The sequence below is a fragment of the Pseudomonas petroselini genome, from assembly GCF_045037875.1.
Classification (GTDB): domain Bacteria; phylum Pseudomonadota; class Gammaproteobacteria; order Pseudomonadales; family Pseudomonadaceae; genus Aquipseudomonas; species Aquipseudomonas petroselini.
Genome location: NZ_CP173614.1, coordinates 2516178 through 2535140, shown reverse-complemented (window position 1 = coordinate 2535140; position 18963 = coordinate 2516178). Strand labels below are relative to the sequence as shown.

Sequence of the window (18963 nt, the reverse complement as noted above, 5' to 3'; positions counted from 1 at the left end):
GGCCGAGTGCACTGCAAGGGCAAAAAAAGGCCGCCTGTGCAGGCGGCCTTTGTCATTGGCAGATTAACCGATCAAGCGCCCTGGCGCTTATCCTCGACCTTCCACTTACCACCGTCGTAGAACGCTTTCCAGCCAGTAGGCTTACCGTCCACTTCGGTCTGCACGTACTGTTCCTTGGTCTTGCGGCTGTAGCGGATCACGGCTGGACGACCATCCGGGTCCTTCTTCGGCGCTTCACACAGGAAGTGGTACTTCGGATCGATCTCATCCTTGTGCGGCACGATCTCCAGCACCAACGGCGCACGGGTCTCGCGGTTTTTCGGGAACTGGCTGGCCGCCAGGAACAGGCCGGAAGCGCCGTCACGCAGGATGTAGGTGTCGTTGACCTTCTCGCACTTGAGTTCGGGCATCTTCACCGGGTCCATCTTAGGCGGCGCCGCGTCACCGCTTTTCAGCAGTTTGCGGGTGTTCTTGCACGTCGGGTTGGTGCAACCGAAGAACTTGCCGAAACGACCGGTCTTGAGCTGCATCTCGCTGCCGCACTTGTCGCATTCCAGGCTCGGACCTTCATAGCCCTTGATGCGGTAGGTGCCTTCTTCGATCTCGTAGCCGTTGCAATCCGGGTTGTTACCGCAGATGTGCAGCTTGTGCTTCTCGTCCAGCAGGTAGGCGTCCATCGCCGTGCTGCAGATCGGGCAACGGTGCTTGCCACGCAGTACCAGCGACTCGGATTCACCCTCATCGTCAGCCGCGATTTCATCGCCCGGCACCAGGTTGACGGTGGCCTTGCAGCGCTCTTTCGGCGGCAGGCTGTAGCCCGAGCAACCGAGGAAAACGCCGGTGGACGCCGTACGAATCTGCATCGGGCGGCCGCAGGTCAGGCACGGGATGTCGGTCATCACCGGCTGGTTGGCACGCATGCCGCTCTCAGGGCTTTCTGCCACTTCGAGCTTTTTCTTGAAGTCGCCGTAGAACTCGTCCAGCACGTTTTTCCAGTCGCGCTCGCCCTGGGCGACGTCATCGAGGTTCTCTTCCATACCGGCGGTAAAGCCGTAGTCCATCAGGTTGGAGAAGCTCTCGGACAGGCGCTCGGTGACGATGTCGCCCATCTTTTCCGAATAGAAACGACGGTTGTGCAACGCCACGTAGCCGCGATCCTGGATGGTGGAGATGATCGCCGCGTAGGTCGAAGGACGACCGATACCGCGTTTTTCCATCTCTTTTACCAGGCTGGCTTCCGAGTAACGCGCCGGTGGCTTGGTGAAGTGCTGGGACGGGTCGAGCTTGATCAGCTTCAACGTATCGCCCTGGGCCATGTCCGGCAGCACATCGTCATCGCCTGGCTTGGCGATTTGCGGCATCACGCGGGTGTAACCGTCGAACTTGAGGATACGGCCCTTGGCGCGCAGCTCGAAGTCCCCAGCCCCCACACTGACCGTGGTGGACAGGTATTGCGCCGGCAGCATCTGGCAGGCCAGGAACTGGCGCCAGATCAGCTCGTAGAGGCGCTCGGCGTCGCGCTCCATGCCACTGAGCTTGCTTGGCTCGGTGTTGGCGTCCGAAGGACGAATCGCTTCGTGAGCCTCCTGTGCGCCTTCCTTGCTGCTGTAGACGTTCGGCTTCTCCGGCAGGTATTTCTTGCCGAACTCGCTTTCAATGTAGGTACGCGCCATCGCGACCGCGTCCACCGACAGGTTGGTGGAGTCGGTACGCATATAGGTGATGTAGCCGGCTTCGTACAGACGCTGGGCCATCATCATGGTTTTCTTTACCCCGAAGCCCAGGCGGTTACTCGCGGCCTGTTGCAGGGTGGAGGTGATGAACGGTGCCGATGGCTTGCTGCTGGTGGGTTTGTCTTCACGCTTGACGATGCTGTAGCTGGACGCCTTGAGCTTTTCCAGCGCAGCCATGGCCTGGGCTTCGTTCAGCGGCTTGAAGGCCTCACCTTTCTCGCGGGCCACTTCAAAGCGCACATTGGCGCCCTTGGCGGTGCCGAGGTCGGCGTGGACTTCCCAATACTCTTCGGGGTTAAACGCACGGATCTCGCGCTCACGCTCCACCACCAGCTTTACCGCGACCGATTGCACACGGCCGGCGGACAGGCCACGGGCGATCTTGGCCCACAACAGTGGCGAGACCATGTAACCCACGACGCGGTCGAGGAAGCGACGCGCTTGCTGTGCGTTGACACGGTCGATGTCCAGTTCGCCCGGCTTGGAGAAGGCTTCCTGGATGGCTTTCTTGGTGATTTCGTTGAACACCACACGCTTGTAGCGGCTGTCGTCGCCGCCAATGGCTTCCCGCAGGTGCCAGGCAATGGCTTCCCCTTCGCGGTCCAAGTCCGTTGCGAGATAGATGGTGTCGGCATCTTTGGCGAGCCGGCGCAGCTCTTCGATGACCTTTTCCTTGCCCGGAAGGATTTCGTACTTGGCCTTCCAGCCATGATCCGGGTCCACACCCATGCGTGAGACCAGCTGCTTGCGCGCTTTCTCTTTAGGCGTGAGTACCGGACCTTCGCCCGCGGCGGCCTTGCCGCGCTTGGCGGCAGGCTCCTTGCTGGCGCTAGCCGAACCGCTGGTGGGCAGGTCTCGGATATGGCCGATACTCGACTTCACCACGTACTCGTTGCCCAAGTACTTGTTGATGGTCTTGGCCTTAGCCGGGGATTCCACAATGACCAGCGATTTGCCCATGGATCGGAAAATTCCTGAATTCGAGAAGTGAAAGGCAGTTGGCGCCTGACGCGGCAACGCTATATATAGTGGCAACAAGGTGAGGTCAAGCGCAGTATTCTGCGCGGCCTGCCGTTATTGCCCTGAAAAAAGACTGGGTTCGGCCTGCACCAAAGCAAAGCGTGGGACCTGTTCGCCGTCAACTTCGACGGTCTCCAGGAACATGCTCAATGGGCGCACCCAAAAGCCGTAATCGCCATACAGTGCTTGGTAGAACACCACTTCTTCTTCGGTCTCGGAGTGCCGCGCCACACTGAAAACGCGGTACTGCGGACCTTTATAATGCTGGTAGAGCCCTGGTTCGACTTTCATGCTCTGGCCCTCTTACAAAATTTGTTAAAAAAAAAATACAAAACCGCCAAAAAACAAAAACCGGGGCACTGGGCCCCGGCTTCCGTCAACCCAACGCTTAGATGCGTTCGAAGACGGTGGAAATGCCTTGGCCGAGACCAATGCACATGGTGGCTACCCCGAGGTTGCCGCCATTTTGCTTCATCACGTTAAGCAAAGTGCCGGAGATACGCGCACCGGAGCAACCAAATGGGTGGCCCAGGGCAATCGCGCCGCCGTGCAGGTTAACCTTCTCATTCATCTTGTCGAGCACTTTCAAATCTTTCAGCACGGGCAGGGCCTGTGCGGCGAAAGCTTCATTGAGCTCGAAGAAGTCGATATCCGAGATGGTCAGGCCCGCGCGCTTCAAGGCTTTTTGTGTGGCCGGTACTGGACCATAGCCCATGATCGCCGGGTCCACACCCGCCACTGCCATCGAACGGATCACGGCCAGCGGTTGGATACCCAGGTCCTGGGCACGCTGCGCCGACATCACGATCATGCACGAGGCACCGTCGGTGATTTGCGACGAAGTACCGGCGGTCACGGTGCCGCCCTTTGGATTGAACGCCGGCTTCAGAGCCGCCAGGCTTTCCAGGGTGGTATCCGGACGAATGGTTTCGTCGTAATCGAACAGTTTGAGGAAACCGTTCTCGTCATAACCGTTCATCGGGATGATTTCATCCTTGAACTTGCCTTCCACGGTCGCCTTGTGGGCGAGCTGGTGCGAGCGCAGGCCGAACGCATCCTGGGCTTCACGGGTAATGCCGTGCATTTTGCCGAGCATTTCCGCGGTCAGGCCCATCATGCCCGAGGCTTTTGCCGCGTACAGCGACATGTGCGGGTTAGGATCGACGCCGTGCATCATGCTGACGTGGCCCATGTGCTCCACACCGCCGACCACGAACACATCACCGTTGCCGGTCATGATTGCCTGGGCGGCAGTGTGCAGCGCGCTCATCGACGAACCGCACAGGCGGCTCACGGTCTGGCCGGCGGCGGTGTGCGGGATCTGAGTCATCAGCGACGCCATGCGCGCGATGTTCCAGCCCTGCTCCAGGGTCTGGTTGACGCAGCCCCAGATCACGTCTTCGACTTCGTTCGGGTCGACCTTGACGTTGCGCTCCAGCAACTTGCTGATCAGGTGTGCCGACATGTCTTCGGCACGGGTGTTGCGGTGCATGCCGCCCTTGGAGCGGCCCATCGGTGTGCGACCGAAGTCGACAATCACCACGTCTCTTGGATTCAAGCTCATAAATATTCTCGCTCTAGTCGTCTGGGCGCTTAACCGAAGAAGCTCTGGCCATTCTTGGCCATTTCACGCAGCTTCGCGGTCGGGTGGTACAGCGGGCCCAAATCAGCGTATTTGTCAGCCAGGGCAACGAACTCAGCCACACCGATCGAATCGATGTAACGCAGCGCACCACCACGGAATGGAGGGAAACCAATACCGTACACCAGGCCCATATCGGCTTCGGCGGCGGTCTCGACGATGCCGTCTTCCAGGCAACGCACGGTTTCCAGGCACAGGGCGATCATCATCCAGTTGATGATGTCTTCGTCGGACACCTCACGCTGTTCGTAGATGACCGGAGCCAGCACTTCGTGCACCGACGGGTCGGCCACTTTCTTCTGCTTGCCCTTCTTGTCGGCCTCGTAGGCGTAGAAACCCTTGCCGTTCTTCTGGCCCAGGCGCTTGGCCTCGTACAGCGCGTCGATCGCCGAACGGCGGTCGTCTTTCATGCGGTCCGGGAAGCCTTCAGCCATCACATCGCGGCCGTGGTGGCCGGTGTCGATGCCGACCACGTCCATCAGGTACGCCGGGCCCATCGGCCAGCCGAATTTTTCCATGACCTTGTCGATGCGCACGAAGTCCACACCGGCGCTGACCAGCTTGGCGAAGCCGCCGAAGTACGGGAACAGCACGCGGTTGACCAGGAAGCCCGGGCAGTCATTGACCACGATCGGGTTCTTGCCCATTTTCTTGGCGTAGGCAACGGTGGTGGCCACGGCCAGCTCGCTGGACTTCTCGCCACGGATCACTTCGACCAGCGGCATCATGTGCACCGGGTTGAAGAAGTGCATGCCGACGAAGTTTTCCGGACGCTTGAGGGCCTTGGCCAGCAGCGAGATGGAAATGGTCGAGGTGTTGGAGGCCAGGATAGTGTCGTCTTTGACCTGGGCTTCGACTTCGGCCAGCACGGCCTGCTTGACCTTCGGGTTCTCGACTACGGCTTCGACCACCAGGTCGACATGCCCGAAATCACCGTAGGACAGCGTAGGACGAATGCCGTTAAGCACTTCAGCCATCTTCGCTGCGGTCATGCGACCTTTATCCACACGACCCACCAGCAGCTTGGCGGCTTCTGCCAGGCCTTGCTCGATACCGTGCTCGTTGATGTCTTTCATCATGATCGGCGTGCCCTTGGACGCCGACTGATAGGCGATACCGCCGCCCATGATACCGGCGCCGAGTACAGCAGCCTGTTTCACGTCGCGGGCGATCTCGTCGTAGGCCTTGGCCTTTTTCTTCAGCTCCTGATCGTTCAGGAACAGGCCGATCAGGCTCTGGGCCGCCGAGGTTTTCGCCAGTTTGACGAAACCTGCCGCTTCCACTTCCAGGGCTTTGTCGCGACCGAAGTTCGCGGCTTTCTGGATGGTCTTGATCGCTTCAACCGGCGCCGGGTAGTTCGGCCCGGCCTGGCCAGCCACGAAACCCTTGGCGGTTTCGAACGACATCATTTGTTCGATGGCGTTGAGCTTGAGTTTTTCCAGCTTCGGCTGACGCTTGGCCTTGTAGTCAAATTCGCCGCTGATGGCGCCTTTGATCAGGTTCAGTGCGGCTTCGGCGAGTTTGTCCGGGGCAACCACAGCATCGACGGCACCGACTTTCAGCGCGTCTTCGGCACGGTTTTCCTTGCCGGCGGCGATCCACTCGATGGCGTTGTCGGCACCGATCAGGCGCGGCAGGCGCACGGTGCCGCCAAACCCTGGGTAGATGCCCAACTTGACTTCAGGCAGGCCGATCTTGGCCGTGGCCGACATGACGCGGAAGTCTGCCGCCAGGCACATTTCCAGGCCGCCGCCCAACGCGATGCCGTTGATCGCGGCGACGGTCGGTACGTTGAGGTCTTCGAAATCGCTGAAAATCTTGTTGGCTTCGAGGTTGCCAGCCACCAGCTCGGCATCGGGCAGCTTGAAGTTGTCGACGAATTCGGTGATGTCAGCGCCGACGATGAACACGTCCTTGCCGCTGGAGACGATCACGCCTTTGATCGATGCATCAGCCTTGATGGTGTCTACGGCCTGACGCAGTTCGTTCAGGGTTAGACGGTTGAACTTGTTGACGGACTCACCCTTGAGGTCGAATTTCAGTTCGACGATGCCACTTTCAAGAGCCTTAACCGTGATGGCTTTACCTTCGTAAATCATCAACTGATCTCCACGATATGGAAGCTGAACAGTACACATTGGACGCTGGCCTCTGGTTGGACACTGACAGTTGCGTCAATGCTCATGCCATTCCGCCAGGCACACCCGCCAATGCGATAGTCGGGATTCTGTATGAGTCGTCTGACAGACAAACGCTCAATTCATACGCCCGTTTGATTTGGGTACGCCACCTTCATCCAATTCCGGGCAATTGTCAATCGCTCGAAAGGCTAGGAAAAACACGACTTTCCAGTCATTTCAGAACCCCAACGGCAAGCACTCGCTCCGTCAATATTCAAATATTCACGAAATCAATAACAGAAAATATGAGTAAAAAGGCTGTACAGAACGGGATCTACCGCTAGGCTAGCGACAACCGTAACGCGCCTGGATGAACATCCGACGCGGGAACCCTCGATTTACCGGCCTGCCTGGCCAACTCCAGCCCGATGATGATGTCGGGCTTTTTATTGCGTGGCCGTTAAGCGAGCGCCTTGAGCAACGCATCGATATCGTTCAACACACTGGCCTCGCCCTTCTCGCCCCAGTACAAGGCGATCATTTGCTTGTCAGCCTCGACTTTGTAGACGTTGGCCGGCAGCGTTGCAAAATGCGGCAACAACTTCTCATCGACGCACACTTCGCGCCACTGATTGACCCACACCCCTGGTTCCAATTGCCAGTAACTCCAGATCGCCGGGGTGCTGCCACGCCGTGGCCGGCAGTACTGCGCGCACGGGCTCGGCGGCTCCTGCTTGAGCCAGTGCGGCCACTCCTGAGGGGCCAGCTGCATGGCTAGGCCGATGCGGCGCGCTTCCATGCGCAGGGCCATGCGCCCGCTCTGATGGCGCGACGGGCGCAGCCATGCCAGAGGGCTCAGAACCACCACAAGGATTGACACCACTATCCAGACCGTCATATGTGTACTCCCGAATTTCTAGATGAGCGGATTTGACCTGACGCAACCCGATCCGCTTGAAAGCAGCCATACTGAACTTATTGCAGTCCCCTGGAGGAACGCCTCATGCCCTACCAACATATTCTGGTCGCTGTCGATCTGACCGAAGAGTGCGATCCAGTGATCAAGCGCGCGCAGGAATCTGCAATCGCCAATGGTGCCAAACTGTCGCTGGTGCATATCGTCGAGCCCATGGCCATGGCCTTTGGTGGTGACGTGCCGATGGACCTTTCACAGTTGCAGCAACAACAATTCGACCAGGCCAAAGAGCGCCTCGACCGTTTGATTCTGAAATACCCGCACTTGAAAAAGGACGACTGCCACCTGACATACGGCCAACCGCGCCAGGAAATCCACCACTTGGCCAAGGAAAAGGCTTGCGACCTGATCGTGGTCGGCAGCCATGGCCGTCACGGTTTGGCGCTGCTACTGGGCTCTACCGCCAATGATGTATTGCACGGTGCGCCGTGCGATGTGCTGGCGGTGAAGCTGGTCAAATCCTCGTAAGCCCCTTGAAGATCAAATGTGGGTGGGGGCTTGCTCCCGATAGCGGTGTTTCAGTCACCCGCTGCATCGACTGACAAACTGGTATCGGGAGCAAGCCCCCTCCCCCATTTTGGACTGCATTTCATATGAAAAACCCGGTGTTCATGCCAATGAACACCGGGTTTTTTAATGCACTGCAATCAATCAGGCATCCAGCTCGGCCCAACGCTCAACCAACACTTCCAGCTCGTGGTTCAACGTCTCCAGGGAGGCAATGACCTTGGCAGTTTCGGCCGCCGGGCGCAGGTAGAAACCTGCGTCAGCCATTTCCGCTTCGACCGCAGCGATTTGCTGTTCCTTGGCGTCGATATCGCCCGGCAAGGCCTCCAGCTCACGCTGCAGCTTGTAGCTGAGTTTCTTCTTGGCCGCTGGTGCAGCTTCCTGGGCCGGCGCAGCAGCTTCCACGGGGGCAACCACAGCGGAGGTCAGGTCGGCCTTGCCGGACTTGCTCTCAGTCACGCCCAGCAAACGCGGCGAGCCGCCCTGGCGCAGCCAGTCCTGATAGCCACCGACGTATTCACGCACCTTGCCTTCACCTTCGAAGACCAGGGTGCTGGTGACCACGTTGTCGAGGAATGCCCGGTCGTGACTGACCATCAGCACGGTGCCGTTGAAAGTCAGCAGCACTTCTTCCAACAGCTCGAGGGTTTCCACATCGAGGTCGTTGGTCGGTTCGTCGAGTACCAGCAGGTTGGCCGGTTTGCTGAACAGCTTGGCCAGCAGCAGGCGCGCACGCTCACCACCGGACAAGGCTTTAACTGGCGTACGCGCACGTTGAGGGCTGAACAGGAAGTCGCCCAGGTAGCTGAGCACGTGGCGGCTCTGGCCGTCGATGTCGATAAAGTCGCGGCCTTCGGCGACGTTGTCGATCACGGTTTTCTCCAGGTCCAACTGGTGGCGCAGTTGGTCGAAGTAGGCCACGTCGATGCGCGTGCCCTCTTCCACGGTACCGCTGGTCGGCTGCAAACCATTGAGCATCAGCTTGAGCAAGGTGGTCTTGCCGGTACCGTTGGCGCCGAGCAGACCGATACGGTCGCCGCGCGCCAGGACCATCGAGAAGTCCTTGATCAGGAACGGGCCGCCCGGGTGCGCGAAGCTCACGTTCTCGAGGACCATCACCTGCTTGCCAGACTTGTCGGCGGTATCCAGCTGGATGTTGGCCTTGCCGGTGCGCTCACGACGCTCGCTGCGCTCAACGCGCAGGGCTTTCAGTGCACGTACACGGCCTTCGTTACGGGTGCGGCGCGCCTTGATGCCTTGGCGGATCCAGACTTCTTCCTGAGCCAGTTTCTTGTCGAACAACGCGTTGGCAGTCTCTTCGGCGGACAGTGCGGCCTCTTTATGCACCAGGAAGCTGGCGTAGTCGCCGTTCCAGTCGATCAGGCCGCCGCGGTCCAGTTCGAGGATGCGCGTGGCCAAGCTCTGCAGGAAGGCACGGTCGTGCGTGATAAACAGCACGGCGCCCTGGAAATCTTTGATGGCTTCTTCCAGCCAGGCGATGGCGCCGATGTCCAGGTGGTTGGTGGGTTCGTCGAGCAACAGCAGGTCGGGCTCGGAGACCAGGGCCTGGGCCAGCAGCACACGACGACGCCAGCCGCCGGACAATTCGGCGAGGGTCTTGTCGGCCGGCAGTTGCAGGCGGCTCAAGGTGCTGTCGACCAGTTGCTGCAGGCGCCAGCCATCACGGGCTTCGAGGTCTTGCTGGACGTGCATCAGCTTGTCCAGGTCTTCTTCGGTGACACAGTTCTGCGCCAGGTGATGGTATTGCGCGAGCAACTCGCCCACGCCATCCAGGCCTTCGGCAACCACGTCGAACACCGTCCGTCCGTCGGCCACCGGCAATTCCTGCGGCAATTCGCCAATCTTGAGGCCCGGAGCGCGCCATACGGAGCCTTCATCGGGCTTCTGGTCGCCCTTGACCAGCTTCATCATGCTGGACTTGCCGGTGCCATTGCGGCCGATGATGCACACCCGCTCACCACGGGCGATCTGCCAGGACACCTTGTCCAACAACGGCATAGCGCCGAAAGCAAGGGACACATCGCTGAATTTGAGCAGGGTCATACGCTTCTCCAAAAACTGGGCGCGCATTCTACCTGAGTTGACGGTGGGATGCGGCCGGCATTTTCGCTGCCGACACGTTCTGTAGGACATTTCCAACGAACTTGAACGAACCGCCCGGCAAAGCTTTCAACGGCTGCGGGCAAAAGGCTAAGCTAGGGGCAATCAGTGTCGGCGGTGCCGGTGCTAGTCGTGATTTCTCTGCACGGACGTCTCATGCGCAGTCGCCTTTTCAACTTTTTATCTTGTCTGCTTCTTTCCGCCACCGCCGTTCAATCCGCCCAGGCCGTGGACCTCACCACCCAACGTCAATATTACGATGAAGCCAAACGGGCCCTGGCCAAGGGCGATACCGGCCCGTACATGCAATACAGCCAGGCCCTGGCCGACTACCCGCTGACGCCGTACCTGGCCTACGACGAACTGACCGCCCGCCTGAAAACCGCGAGCAACCAGGAAATCGAGCAGTTCCTTGCCAAAAACGGCGACCTGCCCCAGGCCAACTGGATGAAACTGCGCTGGTTGCGCTGGCTGGCCGAACGCGGCGACTGGCAGACCTTTGAAAAGTACTACGACGCCAAGCTCAATTTCGTCGAACTGGACTGCCTGCACGGCCAGTTCCAGCTCACGCACAATCTGAAAGCCGAAGGCTACAAGACCGCCGAAAAACTCTGGATGACCGGCAAGTCCCAACCGGCGGCCTGCGATGTCACCTTCGGCCAATGGGCGGCTGACGGCCAGCTCACCGAACAGAAGATCTGGGATCGCGCCAAACTCGCCGCCGAAGCGCGCAACTACGCGCTGGCCAACAGCCTGGTGAAAACCCTGCCCACCCTCGGCGCCCAAGGTCGCTTGATGGTCGACGTGGCGCAAAAGCCCGACATGCTCAGCGACCCGTCACGTTTCCTGCCGGCGACCGAGGCCATGTCCGACGCCGTGGGCCTGGGCTTGCGCCGCCTGGCACGCCAGGATCCGGACAAGGCCATGGCCCTGCTCGATGGCTACGCCAGCAGCATGCACTTCTCGCGTGACGAAAAAGTGTCGATCGCCCGGGAAATCGGCCTGACCCTGGCCAAGCGCTACGACCCGCGCGCCCTCGAGGTGATGACCAAGTACGACCCCGAACTGCGCGATAACACCGTCTCGGAATGGCGCCTGCGCCTGCTGTTGCGCCTGGCGCGCTGGGAAGATGCCTACCAGCTGACCCGCAAGCTCCCACAAGACCTGGCCACCACCAACCGCTGGCGCTACTGGCAAGCCCGCAGCCTCGAACTGGCCGAGCCTAAGAACCCGCAAGCGCTGGTCCTGTACAAGCACCTGGCGCAAGAACGCGACTTCTATGGTTTCCTCGCGGCGGATCGCTCAAAGTCGCCGTACCAACTGAAGAACAAGCCCCTGCTGATGAGCCAGGCGCTGGTCAACAAAGTACGCAACACCCCCGGCGTACGGCGTGCGCTGGAGTTCTATGCGCGTGGCCAGATCGTGGATGGCCGCCGTGAGTGGTACCACGTCAGCCGTCACTTCAACCGCGACGAGATGGTCGCCCAGGCCAAGCTGGCCTACGACATGAAGTGGTACTTCCCCGCCATCCGCACCATCAGCCAGGCGCAGTACTGGGACGACCTGGACATCCGCTTCCCGATGGCCCACCGCGACACCCTGGTGCGGGAAGCCAAGGTGCGCGGCCTGCACTCCAGCTGGATATTCGCGATCACCCGCCAGGAAAGCGCCTTCATGGACGACGCCCGCTCCGGCGTCGGCGCCAGCGGCCTGATGCAACTGATGCCCGGCACCGCCAAGGAAACCGCGCGCAAGTTCAGTATCCCCCTGGCCTCCCCGGCCCAGGTGCTGGACCCGGACAAAAACATCCAGCTCGGCGCCGCCTACCTGAGCCAGGTGCACAGCCAGTTCAACGGCAACCGCGTGCTCGCCTCCGCCGCCTACAACGCCGGCCCCGGCCGTGTGCGCCAGTGGCTGCGCGGCGCGGATCACCTGAGTTTCGACGTATGGGTGGAAAGCATCCCGTTCGACGAAACCCGCCAGTATGTGCAGAACGTGCTGTCTTATTCGGTGATCTACGGGCAGAAGCTCAACTCACCCCAGCCGTTGGTGGATTGGCATGAGCGGTATTTTGATGATCAGTAAGGTCTAGGAAGAGGCTGCCACACTGTTGGCGATTCCTGCCGGATGTCGAGCGGGCTTGCAAAACGGGGTGACCCTGGATTTTTGTGGTGAGCGGGCTTGCCCCGCGCTGGAGGGCGGAGCACTCACCATCCAGTGGCCGCATGTAGGTGACTGATAAACTGCATCGTCCGTGTTGGGGCTGCTACGCAGCCCAGCGCGGGGCAAGCCCGCTCACTACATCAGACGCCTAGTCCTCGCTTTCCGCACCATCAGCACCATCACTGAACTGCAACGCCGCCAACCGCGCATACAGCGGATTGCTCGCAATCAACTGTTGATGCGTACCCACCGCCACCAGCTTGCCCTGGTCCATCACCGCAATGCGGTCAGCGTTCTTCACCGTGGCCAATCGATGGGCGATCACCAGCGTGGTGCGACCCTGCATCAATTGCGGCAGTGCTTGCTGGATCAGGTGTTCACTCTGGGCATCGAGGGCGCTGGTGGCTTCGTCGAGCAGCAGGATCGGCGCGTCCACCAGCAGCGCACGGGCGATGGCCAGGCGCTGACGTTGGCCGCCGGAGAGGCCCATGCCGCCGTCGCCGAGGTGGGTCTGGTAGCCGTCGGGCATTTGCAGGATGAAGTCATGAGCATGGGCAATGCGCGCGGCGGCTTCGACCTGTTCGGTGGTGGCCGTCGGGTTGCCGTAGCGGATGTTCTCTTCGACGCTGCCGAAAAACAGCGCCGGGCTCTGGGAGACCAAGGCGAAGTGGCGGCGCAGGTCCATGGGGTCGAGTTCGGTCAGCGGGTGGCCTTCGAGCAGAATGCGGCCTTGCTGGGGGTCGTAGAAGCGCAGCAGCAGGTCGAAAATGGTCGATTTACCGGCACCGGATGGGCCTACCAGCGCCAGGGTTTCTCCGGGGTTGATGGTCAGGTTCAGGCCGTCGATGGCGTAGCTGCCGGGACGTGAAGGGTAGGAAAAGCGCAGGTCTTGCAGTTCCATGCGGCCGCTGACCCGCTCCGGCAGTTGGACGGCGCCGTCGGCGGGCGCCTGGATGTCATTGCTCGACTGCAACAACTCGCCAATGCGCTCGGCGGCACCGGCAGCCCGTTGCAGTTCGCCGAGCACTTCGCTCAGGGTGCCGACCGCGCTGCCGACGATCAGGCTATAGAACACAAACGCTGCCAGCTCACCGCCGGAAATCCGCCCGCTGATGACGTCCATGCCACCCACCCACAGCATCACCCCCACGGCGCCCAGCACCAGCATGATCACCAGGGTAATCAGCCAGGCACGCTGGGTGATGCGTTTGCGCGCGGTGGTAAAGGCGTCTTCCACCGTCACGGCGAAGCGCTGTTCGTCCTGCACTTGGTGGTTGTAGGCCTGGACGGTCTTGATCTGACCGAGGGTCTCGGACACATAGCTGCCCACATCAGCGATGCGGTCCTGGCTTTGTCGCGACAGGCTGCGCACGCGCCGGCCGAAAATCAGGATCGGCGCCAGCACCAGCGGCAGCGCCACCACCACGATACTGGTGAGCTTGGGGTTGGTGACAAACAGCAGCACGATGCCACCGATGACCATCAAGGCATTGCGCAGGAACAGCGACAGCGACGAGCCGATCACCGATTGCAGCAAGGTGGTGTCGGTGGTCAGCCGCGACTGGATTTCCGAACTGCGGTTGTTCTCGTAGAAGCCCGGGTGCAGGTAAATAAGATGGTTGAACACTTGCCGACGGATATCGGCCACCACCCGCTCGCCGATCCACGACACCAGGTAAAACCGTGCAAACGTGCCCACCGCCAAGCCCAGCACCAGCACCATGAACAGGCCGATAGACTGGTTGAGCAGGTGCGGCGACTGGGTCATGAAACCCTGGTCCACCAGCAGGCGGATGCCCTGCCCCATGGACAAAGTAATACCGGCGGTAACGATGAGCGCCAACAGGGCGCCGAGTGCGTGCCAGCGGTAAGGCGCAATGAAGCGGCTGGCCAGGCGGATCGCACGGCGTTGACGGACTGAGAACATGGAGGGCATCACCTGCGCAGGGGAGATAAGTATCTACACCCAACATTGGGGGAACTTGGGCAAATAGCAATGAGTCAGGTTAATTATGCCCGCCGACGCTGATCCCTAGAGGTTATCGGTCTAACCCCTGGCTGGAAATTTGTATCGGTTTCTGGTGGACTGGGTGTTCGAACCGGTGATCCCGCAGGGAGTTGTAACAGCGTGGTCACGCGGGGGTCTTAAAGTGGGTACACAACCTGATGAGGAGACAGGCCATGACCTTGCAAAATAGCAGCGATGCCAAGATTGAAGTGATCCGCCAGCCGCAGCAGCTGCCTTGCTCGTACATCGACGCACAGGGCCGTGAAGTGCAGATCACCGAAGAGATGATCCAGCAAGCCTGCAGCGAACTGGAAGAAAAATTGGTCAAGCCTGCCCAGCAAGGCTGAAACGCCACGCTCTTTCAAACCCGGCCCAGGTGGCCGGGTTTTTATTGGCGTTTAAATTGCCTGCGCGCCCAATGCGGACACGATACTGGCCAGGGCCGTCGACTCCCCATTGATCCGCACCTTCAAACCCTCGATCTCGCGGCGTGCGGGATAATGCTTGCGCAGCAGGTCAAACGCCTTGCGCTGCTCTTCCACCGTTCCCACAAGGCTACGACGGAAATCCGCATCATCGCGACGCGGGTCGTACACGCTGCGGCACAGGGTCGCCAATGCCCAGGCCGGGTCAGTCGATGCATTCAAGTGCACCTCGGCCAACCACGGTGGCGGCAGCAGATCACTCAACAGGATGCTCGGCGCCTGACCCAGGTGCGCACAGAACGCCTGATAGATCTGCGCCGTGCCGCGCTGTCGGCCCTCCAGGCTGTAGCCTGCGATATGCGGCGTGGCCAGCACGCACAAATCAGCCAGATCGACGTCCACTTCGGGTTCGCCTTCCCACACGTCCAGCACCGCTTGCAGGTCTTCACGCGCCAGCAACACCTCACGCAGCGCGGCGTTGTCCACCACCGGGCCACGGCTGGCGTTGATCAGCCAGGTGCCGGGCTTGAGCTGCTCGAGGCGCTGGCGGTCGAACAGGTGCCAGGTGGAACCGTTGCCGGACTTGGTCAGCGGCGTGTGCAGGCTGATCACGTCGCATTGCTCGATGATCTGCGCCAGGCTGACGTAGTCGCCGTCCTCGGCGATCTGCCGTGGCGGGTCGCACACCAGCACGTTCCAGCCCAGGCCCTTGAGCACCTTGACCAGCCGCCCGCCCACTTCACCCGCGCCCACCACACCGTAAGTACGCTGGTTGAGGTCGGCGCCTTCGATCTCGGCCAGGGTCTGCAGGCTGCCCAGCACATAGTCCACCACGCCACGCGCGTTGCAGCCGGGGGCGCTGGACCACTGGATGCCGGCCTGCTTGAAGTAATCGAGGTCCAGATGGTCGGTGCCAATGGTGCAGGTGCCGACGAAGCGAACCTTGCTGCCCTCCAGCAATGCACGGTTGACGTTGGTCACCGAGCGCACCAGCAACACATCAGCCTGCTCGACCGTAGCGCGGTCGAGGGAACGGCCGGGCACGCGGCGAATCTCGCCAAATCCTTGGAAAAATGCATCGAGCAGCGGAATATTTTCGTCGGCAACAATCAGCATGGCAGGCTCCTTTGGCGGACCCGCAGTGTACAGGGATCGCAGCCCTCGCTTACAAATCGCTAACACAGGTTTTTTCCTGACCGATGCGTCAAGGCGTAGAATCCGCCGTCCTTGCGCTGCCTTCTACTGGACACCTGTACGTGAACACTGCCACCGCCACCCTCACCCGCCCCGCCCGCATCAGCCGGGAAGTGCGCGGCCTGTTGACGCTCGCCTTGCCGATCATCATCGGCCAACTGGCCACCACGGCGATGAGCTTTGTCGATGCGGTCATGGCCGGGCGCGTCAGCCCCCAGGACCTGGCGGCCGTAGGCCTGGGCAATTCGATCTGGATCCCGGTGTACCTGCTGATGACCGGCACGCTGCTGGCCACTACGCCGAAAGTCGCCCAGCGCTACGGCGCGGGCCAGTTCAGCGAGATCGGACCGCTGGTGCGACAGTCCTTGTGGCTGGCTGTGGTGGTCGGTATCACGGGCGCGCTGCTGTTGCTCTGCGCCGAACCGATCCTGCGTGCGATGAAGGTCGAGCCCGACCTGATCGCGCCGTCCATGGGCTACCTGCATGGCATTGCCGCCGGCATGCCGGCCATTGCGCTGTATTACGTGTTGCGCTGTTTCAGCGACGGCCTGGGCCGCACACGGCCGAGCATGGTGATGGGCCTGTGTGGCCTGGCGCTGAACATTCCGCTGAACTACATCTTCATCTACGGTCACCTCGGCCTGCCAGCCATGGGTGGCGTGGGGTGTGGCTGGGCCACGGCCATTGCGATGTGGGTGATGATGCTCGGCCTGGCCGGCTGGACCCGCTGGGGCCCGGCCTACCAGAGCAGCGAATTGTTCACGCGCTTCGACTGGCCGCAATGGGCGGTGATCAAGCGTGTACTGGGGATTGGCCTACCGATTGGCATCGCGATTTTTGCCGAATCGAGCATTTTCGCGGTAATCGCCTTGCTGCTCGGTAGCCTGGGGGCCACGGTGGTATCCGGCCATCAGATCGCCCTGAACGTCAGCTCGCTGGTGTTCATGATCCCCTACTCCTTGAGCATGGCCGTCACCGTGCGCGTCGGCCAGGCCCTGGGCCGTGGCGAACCGCGTGAAGCGCGTTTCGCCGCCGGTGTCGGCATGGGCACTGCGCTGGCGTATGCCTGCTTGTCTTGCAGCCTGATGCTGGTGTTTCGCGAGCAGATTGCGGCGATCTACACCCCGGACCCGGTGGTGATTCACTTGGCGTCGATGTTGATCGTGTTCTCAGCGCTGTTCCAGTTCTCCGACTCGATCCAGGTCACGGCGGCGGGTGCGCTGCGTGGCTACCAGGACACGCGCGTGACCATGGTGCTGACCTTGTTCGCGTATTGGGGCGTGGGCCTGCCGGTGGGTTATGCCTTGGGCCTGACCGACTGGCTGGGCGAACCCAGCGGCCCGAGCGGCTTGTGGCAAGGGCTGATCGTAGGCCTGAGCTGCGCGGCGGGGATGTTGCTGGTGCGCCTGGCGCGCAGTGCACGCCGGCGCATTCGCGCAGACAAAGCGCTGGGTTAAACGGACTTCTTACGGATCCAGTACAGGTAGGTACCGGCCTGCTCCTGCTGATCCACCAGTTCGTGGTCCAGGAACACGCAGAACTTGGGAATATCGCGACGCGTGGACGGGTCGGTCGCGATCACCTTGAGCAAACCACCGGGCGACAGGTCGCGGATGTGCTGGTGCAGCATCATGACCGGTTCCGGGCAGTTGAGGCCAGTGGCGTCGAGGGTGCCGTCTACAGGCATTTCTTCTGGATGACTCATACTTCACTCCTGAAACAGACCCGCTCTACTGTGGGAGCGGGCTTGCCCGCGATGACGGGGGCACATTCAACATAGATATCAACCGTTATACCGCTATCGCAGGCCAGCCAGCGCCCACATTTGAGCGGTGACCGCCCTAGACTCAGCGAGCCTTGGTTTTCTTTGCTGTTTCCAGCCGACGCAAATGGCAAGTCACTTCCTCACGGTCGTGATACAGCTGCTTGCAGCCGATCTCCACACGAATACCACGCGCCTTGAAGCCCTCTTCGATACGCTCCAGCAAGCGTTTCACTTCGGCGTAACGCTGTTTCATCGGCAACTTGAGGTTCACCACCGCCTCGCGGCAATGCCCCTCGCCGATCCAGGTTTCCAGCAGCGCGGCGTTACGCGCCGGTTTCTCGACGATATCGCAGACCATCCAGTCCACCGGCTGCTTGGGCACGAAGGTGAAGCCGTCGGCCATCAAGTGTTGGACCAGGCCGGTGTCCATCAGGCTTTCGGCCATGGGGCCGTTGTCGATGGCGGTTACCAGCATGCCACGGTTGACCAGTTGCCAGGTCCACCCCCCCGGCGCTGCGCCGAGGTCGACGCCGGTCATGTCGCCGTGCAGGCGCTCGTCCCACTGGTCGCGGGGAATGAAGTGGTGCCAGGCCTCTTCCAGCTTGAGGGTAGAACGGCTGGGCGCATCCCGTGGGAATTTCAGGCGCGGGATGCCCATCGGCCACATGGCCGAGTTGTTCGACTCGGCCAGCCCCATGAACACTTCGCGGCCGCTCTTGAAGGTCAGCAGCAGGCGCGGCTTGCTCGGGTCATCGACCAGCTTGCCGGCGTTCAGCAAGGCTTTGCGCAGGTGCACTTCGAACTTCTTGCAGAAGTTCGACAGTTCCTTGCCATCGTTGGTGTCCACCATCTCCAGCCACAGGCTGCCGCACACCGGGAATTCGCGCAGGTGGGCGAGGATCACGCTGATGCGGTCGGTTTCCGGCAGGTCGATGAATACCCCGCGCGCCCATTGCCGCGGGAAGATCAGCTCGGCAAAACGCTGGCCGTGCATCAGGCGCTGGGCGCCGTCTTCTTCGGTGCAGACAAATTCGGCGCAGGCGCTGCCGGTCTTGGCCTTGGCGTAGCCGGAAACGTTCAGGCGCGCGGCGTGTTCCGCGATCTCGGAACAGACTTCGCCTTCAAAACCTGGGCGGCAGTGCATAAAAAGGGTGTTCATTGAATCTCCTGGCAACTGGCTTGCGCTATCGCAAAGCCTGTCATGAAAACGCGCGCATGATAGCTGAGTTCGGAACCTTGGTTCTGTCCATAGAGTCCAGTAATTAGCCAGCTACTGAAAACAGGGCTAG

Annotated in this window: 14 protein-coding genes; 4 read left to right on the top strand and 10 right to left on the bottom strand. The window is 60.9% G+C overall.

Features of this window, described 5'->3' with window-relative positions; all coding sequences use genetic code 11:
- Positions 1-71: 71 nt before the first annotated feature.
- The 5 genes from topA to ACI512_RS11855 form a co-directional block, all read right to left on the bottom strand.
- Positions 72-2693 (bottom strand): type I DNA topoisomerase, encoded by a 2622-nt coding sequence (gene topA / locus ACI512_RS11875; RefSeq protein WP_236379426.1) that lies wholly within the window; start codon positions 2691-2693, stop codon positions 72-74.
- Between the two features lie 114 nt (positions 2694-2807).
- The gene (locus tag ACI512_RS11870; RefSeq protein ID WP_010212074.1) at positions 2808-3044 is read right to left on the bottom strand and encodes a DUF1653 domain-containing protein; all 237 of its coding nucleotides are present in this window, start codon (positions 3042-3044) and stop codon (positions 2808-2810) included.
- Between the two features lie 97 nt (positions 3045-3141).
- Positions 3142-4317 (bottom strand): acetyl-CoA C-acyltransferase FadA, encoded by a 1176-nt coding sequence (gene fadA, locus ACI512_RS11865; RefSeq protein WP_012722845.1) that lies wholly within the window; start codon positions 4315-4317, stop codon positions 3142-3144.
- A gap of 29 nt (positions 4318-4346) precedes the next feature.
- Positions 4347-6494 carry a fatty acid oxidation complex subunit alpha FadB gene (gene fadB / locus ACI512_RS11860; protein ID WP_405121812.1) on the bottom strand — a complete coding sequence of 716 codons (2148 nt, stop codon included), beginning with the start codon at positions 6492-6494 and terminating at the stop codon, positions 4347-4349.
- Between the two features lie 481 nt (positions 6495-6975).
- The gene (locus ACI512_RS11855; RefSeq protein WP_012722843.1) at positions 6976-7413 is read right to left on the bottom strand and encodes a hypothetical protein; all 438 of its coding nucleotides are present in this window, start codon (positions 7411-7413) and stop codon (positions 6976-6978) included.
- 105 nt (positions 7414-7518) lie between these two features.
- Here ACI512_RS11855 and ACI512_RS11850 point away from each other — a divergent pair, with 105 nt between their 5' ends.
- A complete protein-coding gene (locus tag ACI512_RS11850; protein WP_093545994.1) occupies positions 7519-7959 on the top strand; it encodes a universal stress protein in 441 nt (146 codons plus the stop codon).
- Between the two features lie 183 nt (positions 7960-8142).
- On the opposite strand, the gene ACI512_RS11845 is transcribed toward ACI512_RS11850, so the two are convergent.
- Positions 8143-10062 (bottom strand): ATP-binding cassette domain-containing protein, encoded by a 1920-nt coding sequence (locus tag ACI512_RS11845; RefSeq protein ID WP_012722841.1) that lies wholly within the window; start codon positions 10060-10062, stop codon positions 8143-8145.
- A gap of 213 nt (positions 10063-10275) precedes the next feature.
- Between ACI512_RS11845 and ACI512_RS11840 the strand changes: the two genes are divergently transcribed.
- Positions 10276-12204 (top strand): transglycosylase SLT domain-containing protein, encoded by a 1929-nt coding sequence (locus tag ACI512_RS11840; protein ID WP_405121811.1) that lies wholly within the window; start codon positions 10276-10278, stop codon positions 12202-12204.
- 226 nt (positions 12205-12430) lie between these two features.
- Here the strand turns inward: ACI512_RS11840 and ACI512_RS11835 are convergent, their stop codons facing one another.
- The gene (locus ACI512_RS11835; protein WP_405121810.1) at positions 12431-14218 is read right to left on the bottom strand and encodes an ABC transporter transmembrane domain-containing protein; all 1788 of its coding nucleotides are present in this window, start codon (positions 14216-14218) and stop codon (positions 12431-12433) included.
- Positions 14219-14463: 245 nt separating this feature from the next.
- Between ACI512_RS11835 and ACI512_RS11830 the strand changes: the two genes are divergently transcribed.
- On the top strand, positions 14464-14637 hold the full coding sequence (locus tag ACI512_RS11830) for a PA1571 family protein (RefSeq protein ID WP_043204960.1): 174 nt from the start codon (positions 14464-14466) through the stop codon (positions 14635-14637).
- 51 nt (positions 14638-14688) lie between these two features.
- Here the strand turns inward: ACI512_RS11830 and pdxB are convergent, their stop codons facing one another.
- Entirely contained in the window at positions 14689-15831 is a 1143-nt protein-coding gene (gene pdxB / locus ACI512_RS11825) for a 4-phosphoerythronate dehydrogenase PdxB (RefSeq protein WP_012722837.1), read from the bottom strand.
- A 140-nt stretch (positions 15832-15971) separates the two neighbouring features.
- On the opposite strand from pdxB, the gene ACI512_RS11820 reads away from it, so the two are divergent.
- Positions 15972-17366: an MATE family efflux transporter gene (locus tag ACI512_RS11820; protein ID WP_093546003.1), complete on the top strand. Its 1395-nt coding sequence runs from the start codon at positions 15972-15974 to the stop codon at positions 17364-17366.
- Here the strand turns inward: ACI512_RS11820 and tusA are convergent.
- A complete protein-coding gene (gene tusA, locus ACI512_RS11815) occupies positions 17363-17596 on the bottom strand; it encodes a sulfurtransferase TusA (RefSeq protein WP_405121890.1) in 234 nt (77 codons plus the stop codon). The genes ACI512_RS11820 and tusA overlap by 4 nt on opposite strands.
- Positions 17597-17756: 160 nt before the next feature.
- On the bottom strand, positions 17757-18833 hold the full coding sequence (rlmM, locus tag ACI512_RS11810) for a 23S rRNA (cytidine(2498)-2'-O)-methyltransferase RlmM (RefSeq protein WP_012722834.1): 1077 nt from the start codon (positions 18831-18833) through the stop codon (positions 17757-17759).
- Positions 18834-18963: the final 130 nt, after the last annotated feature.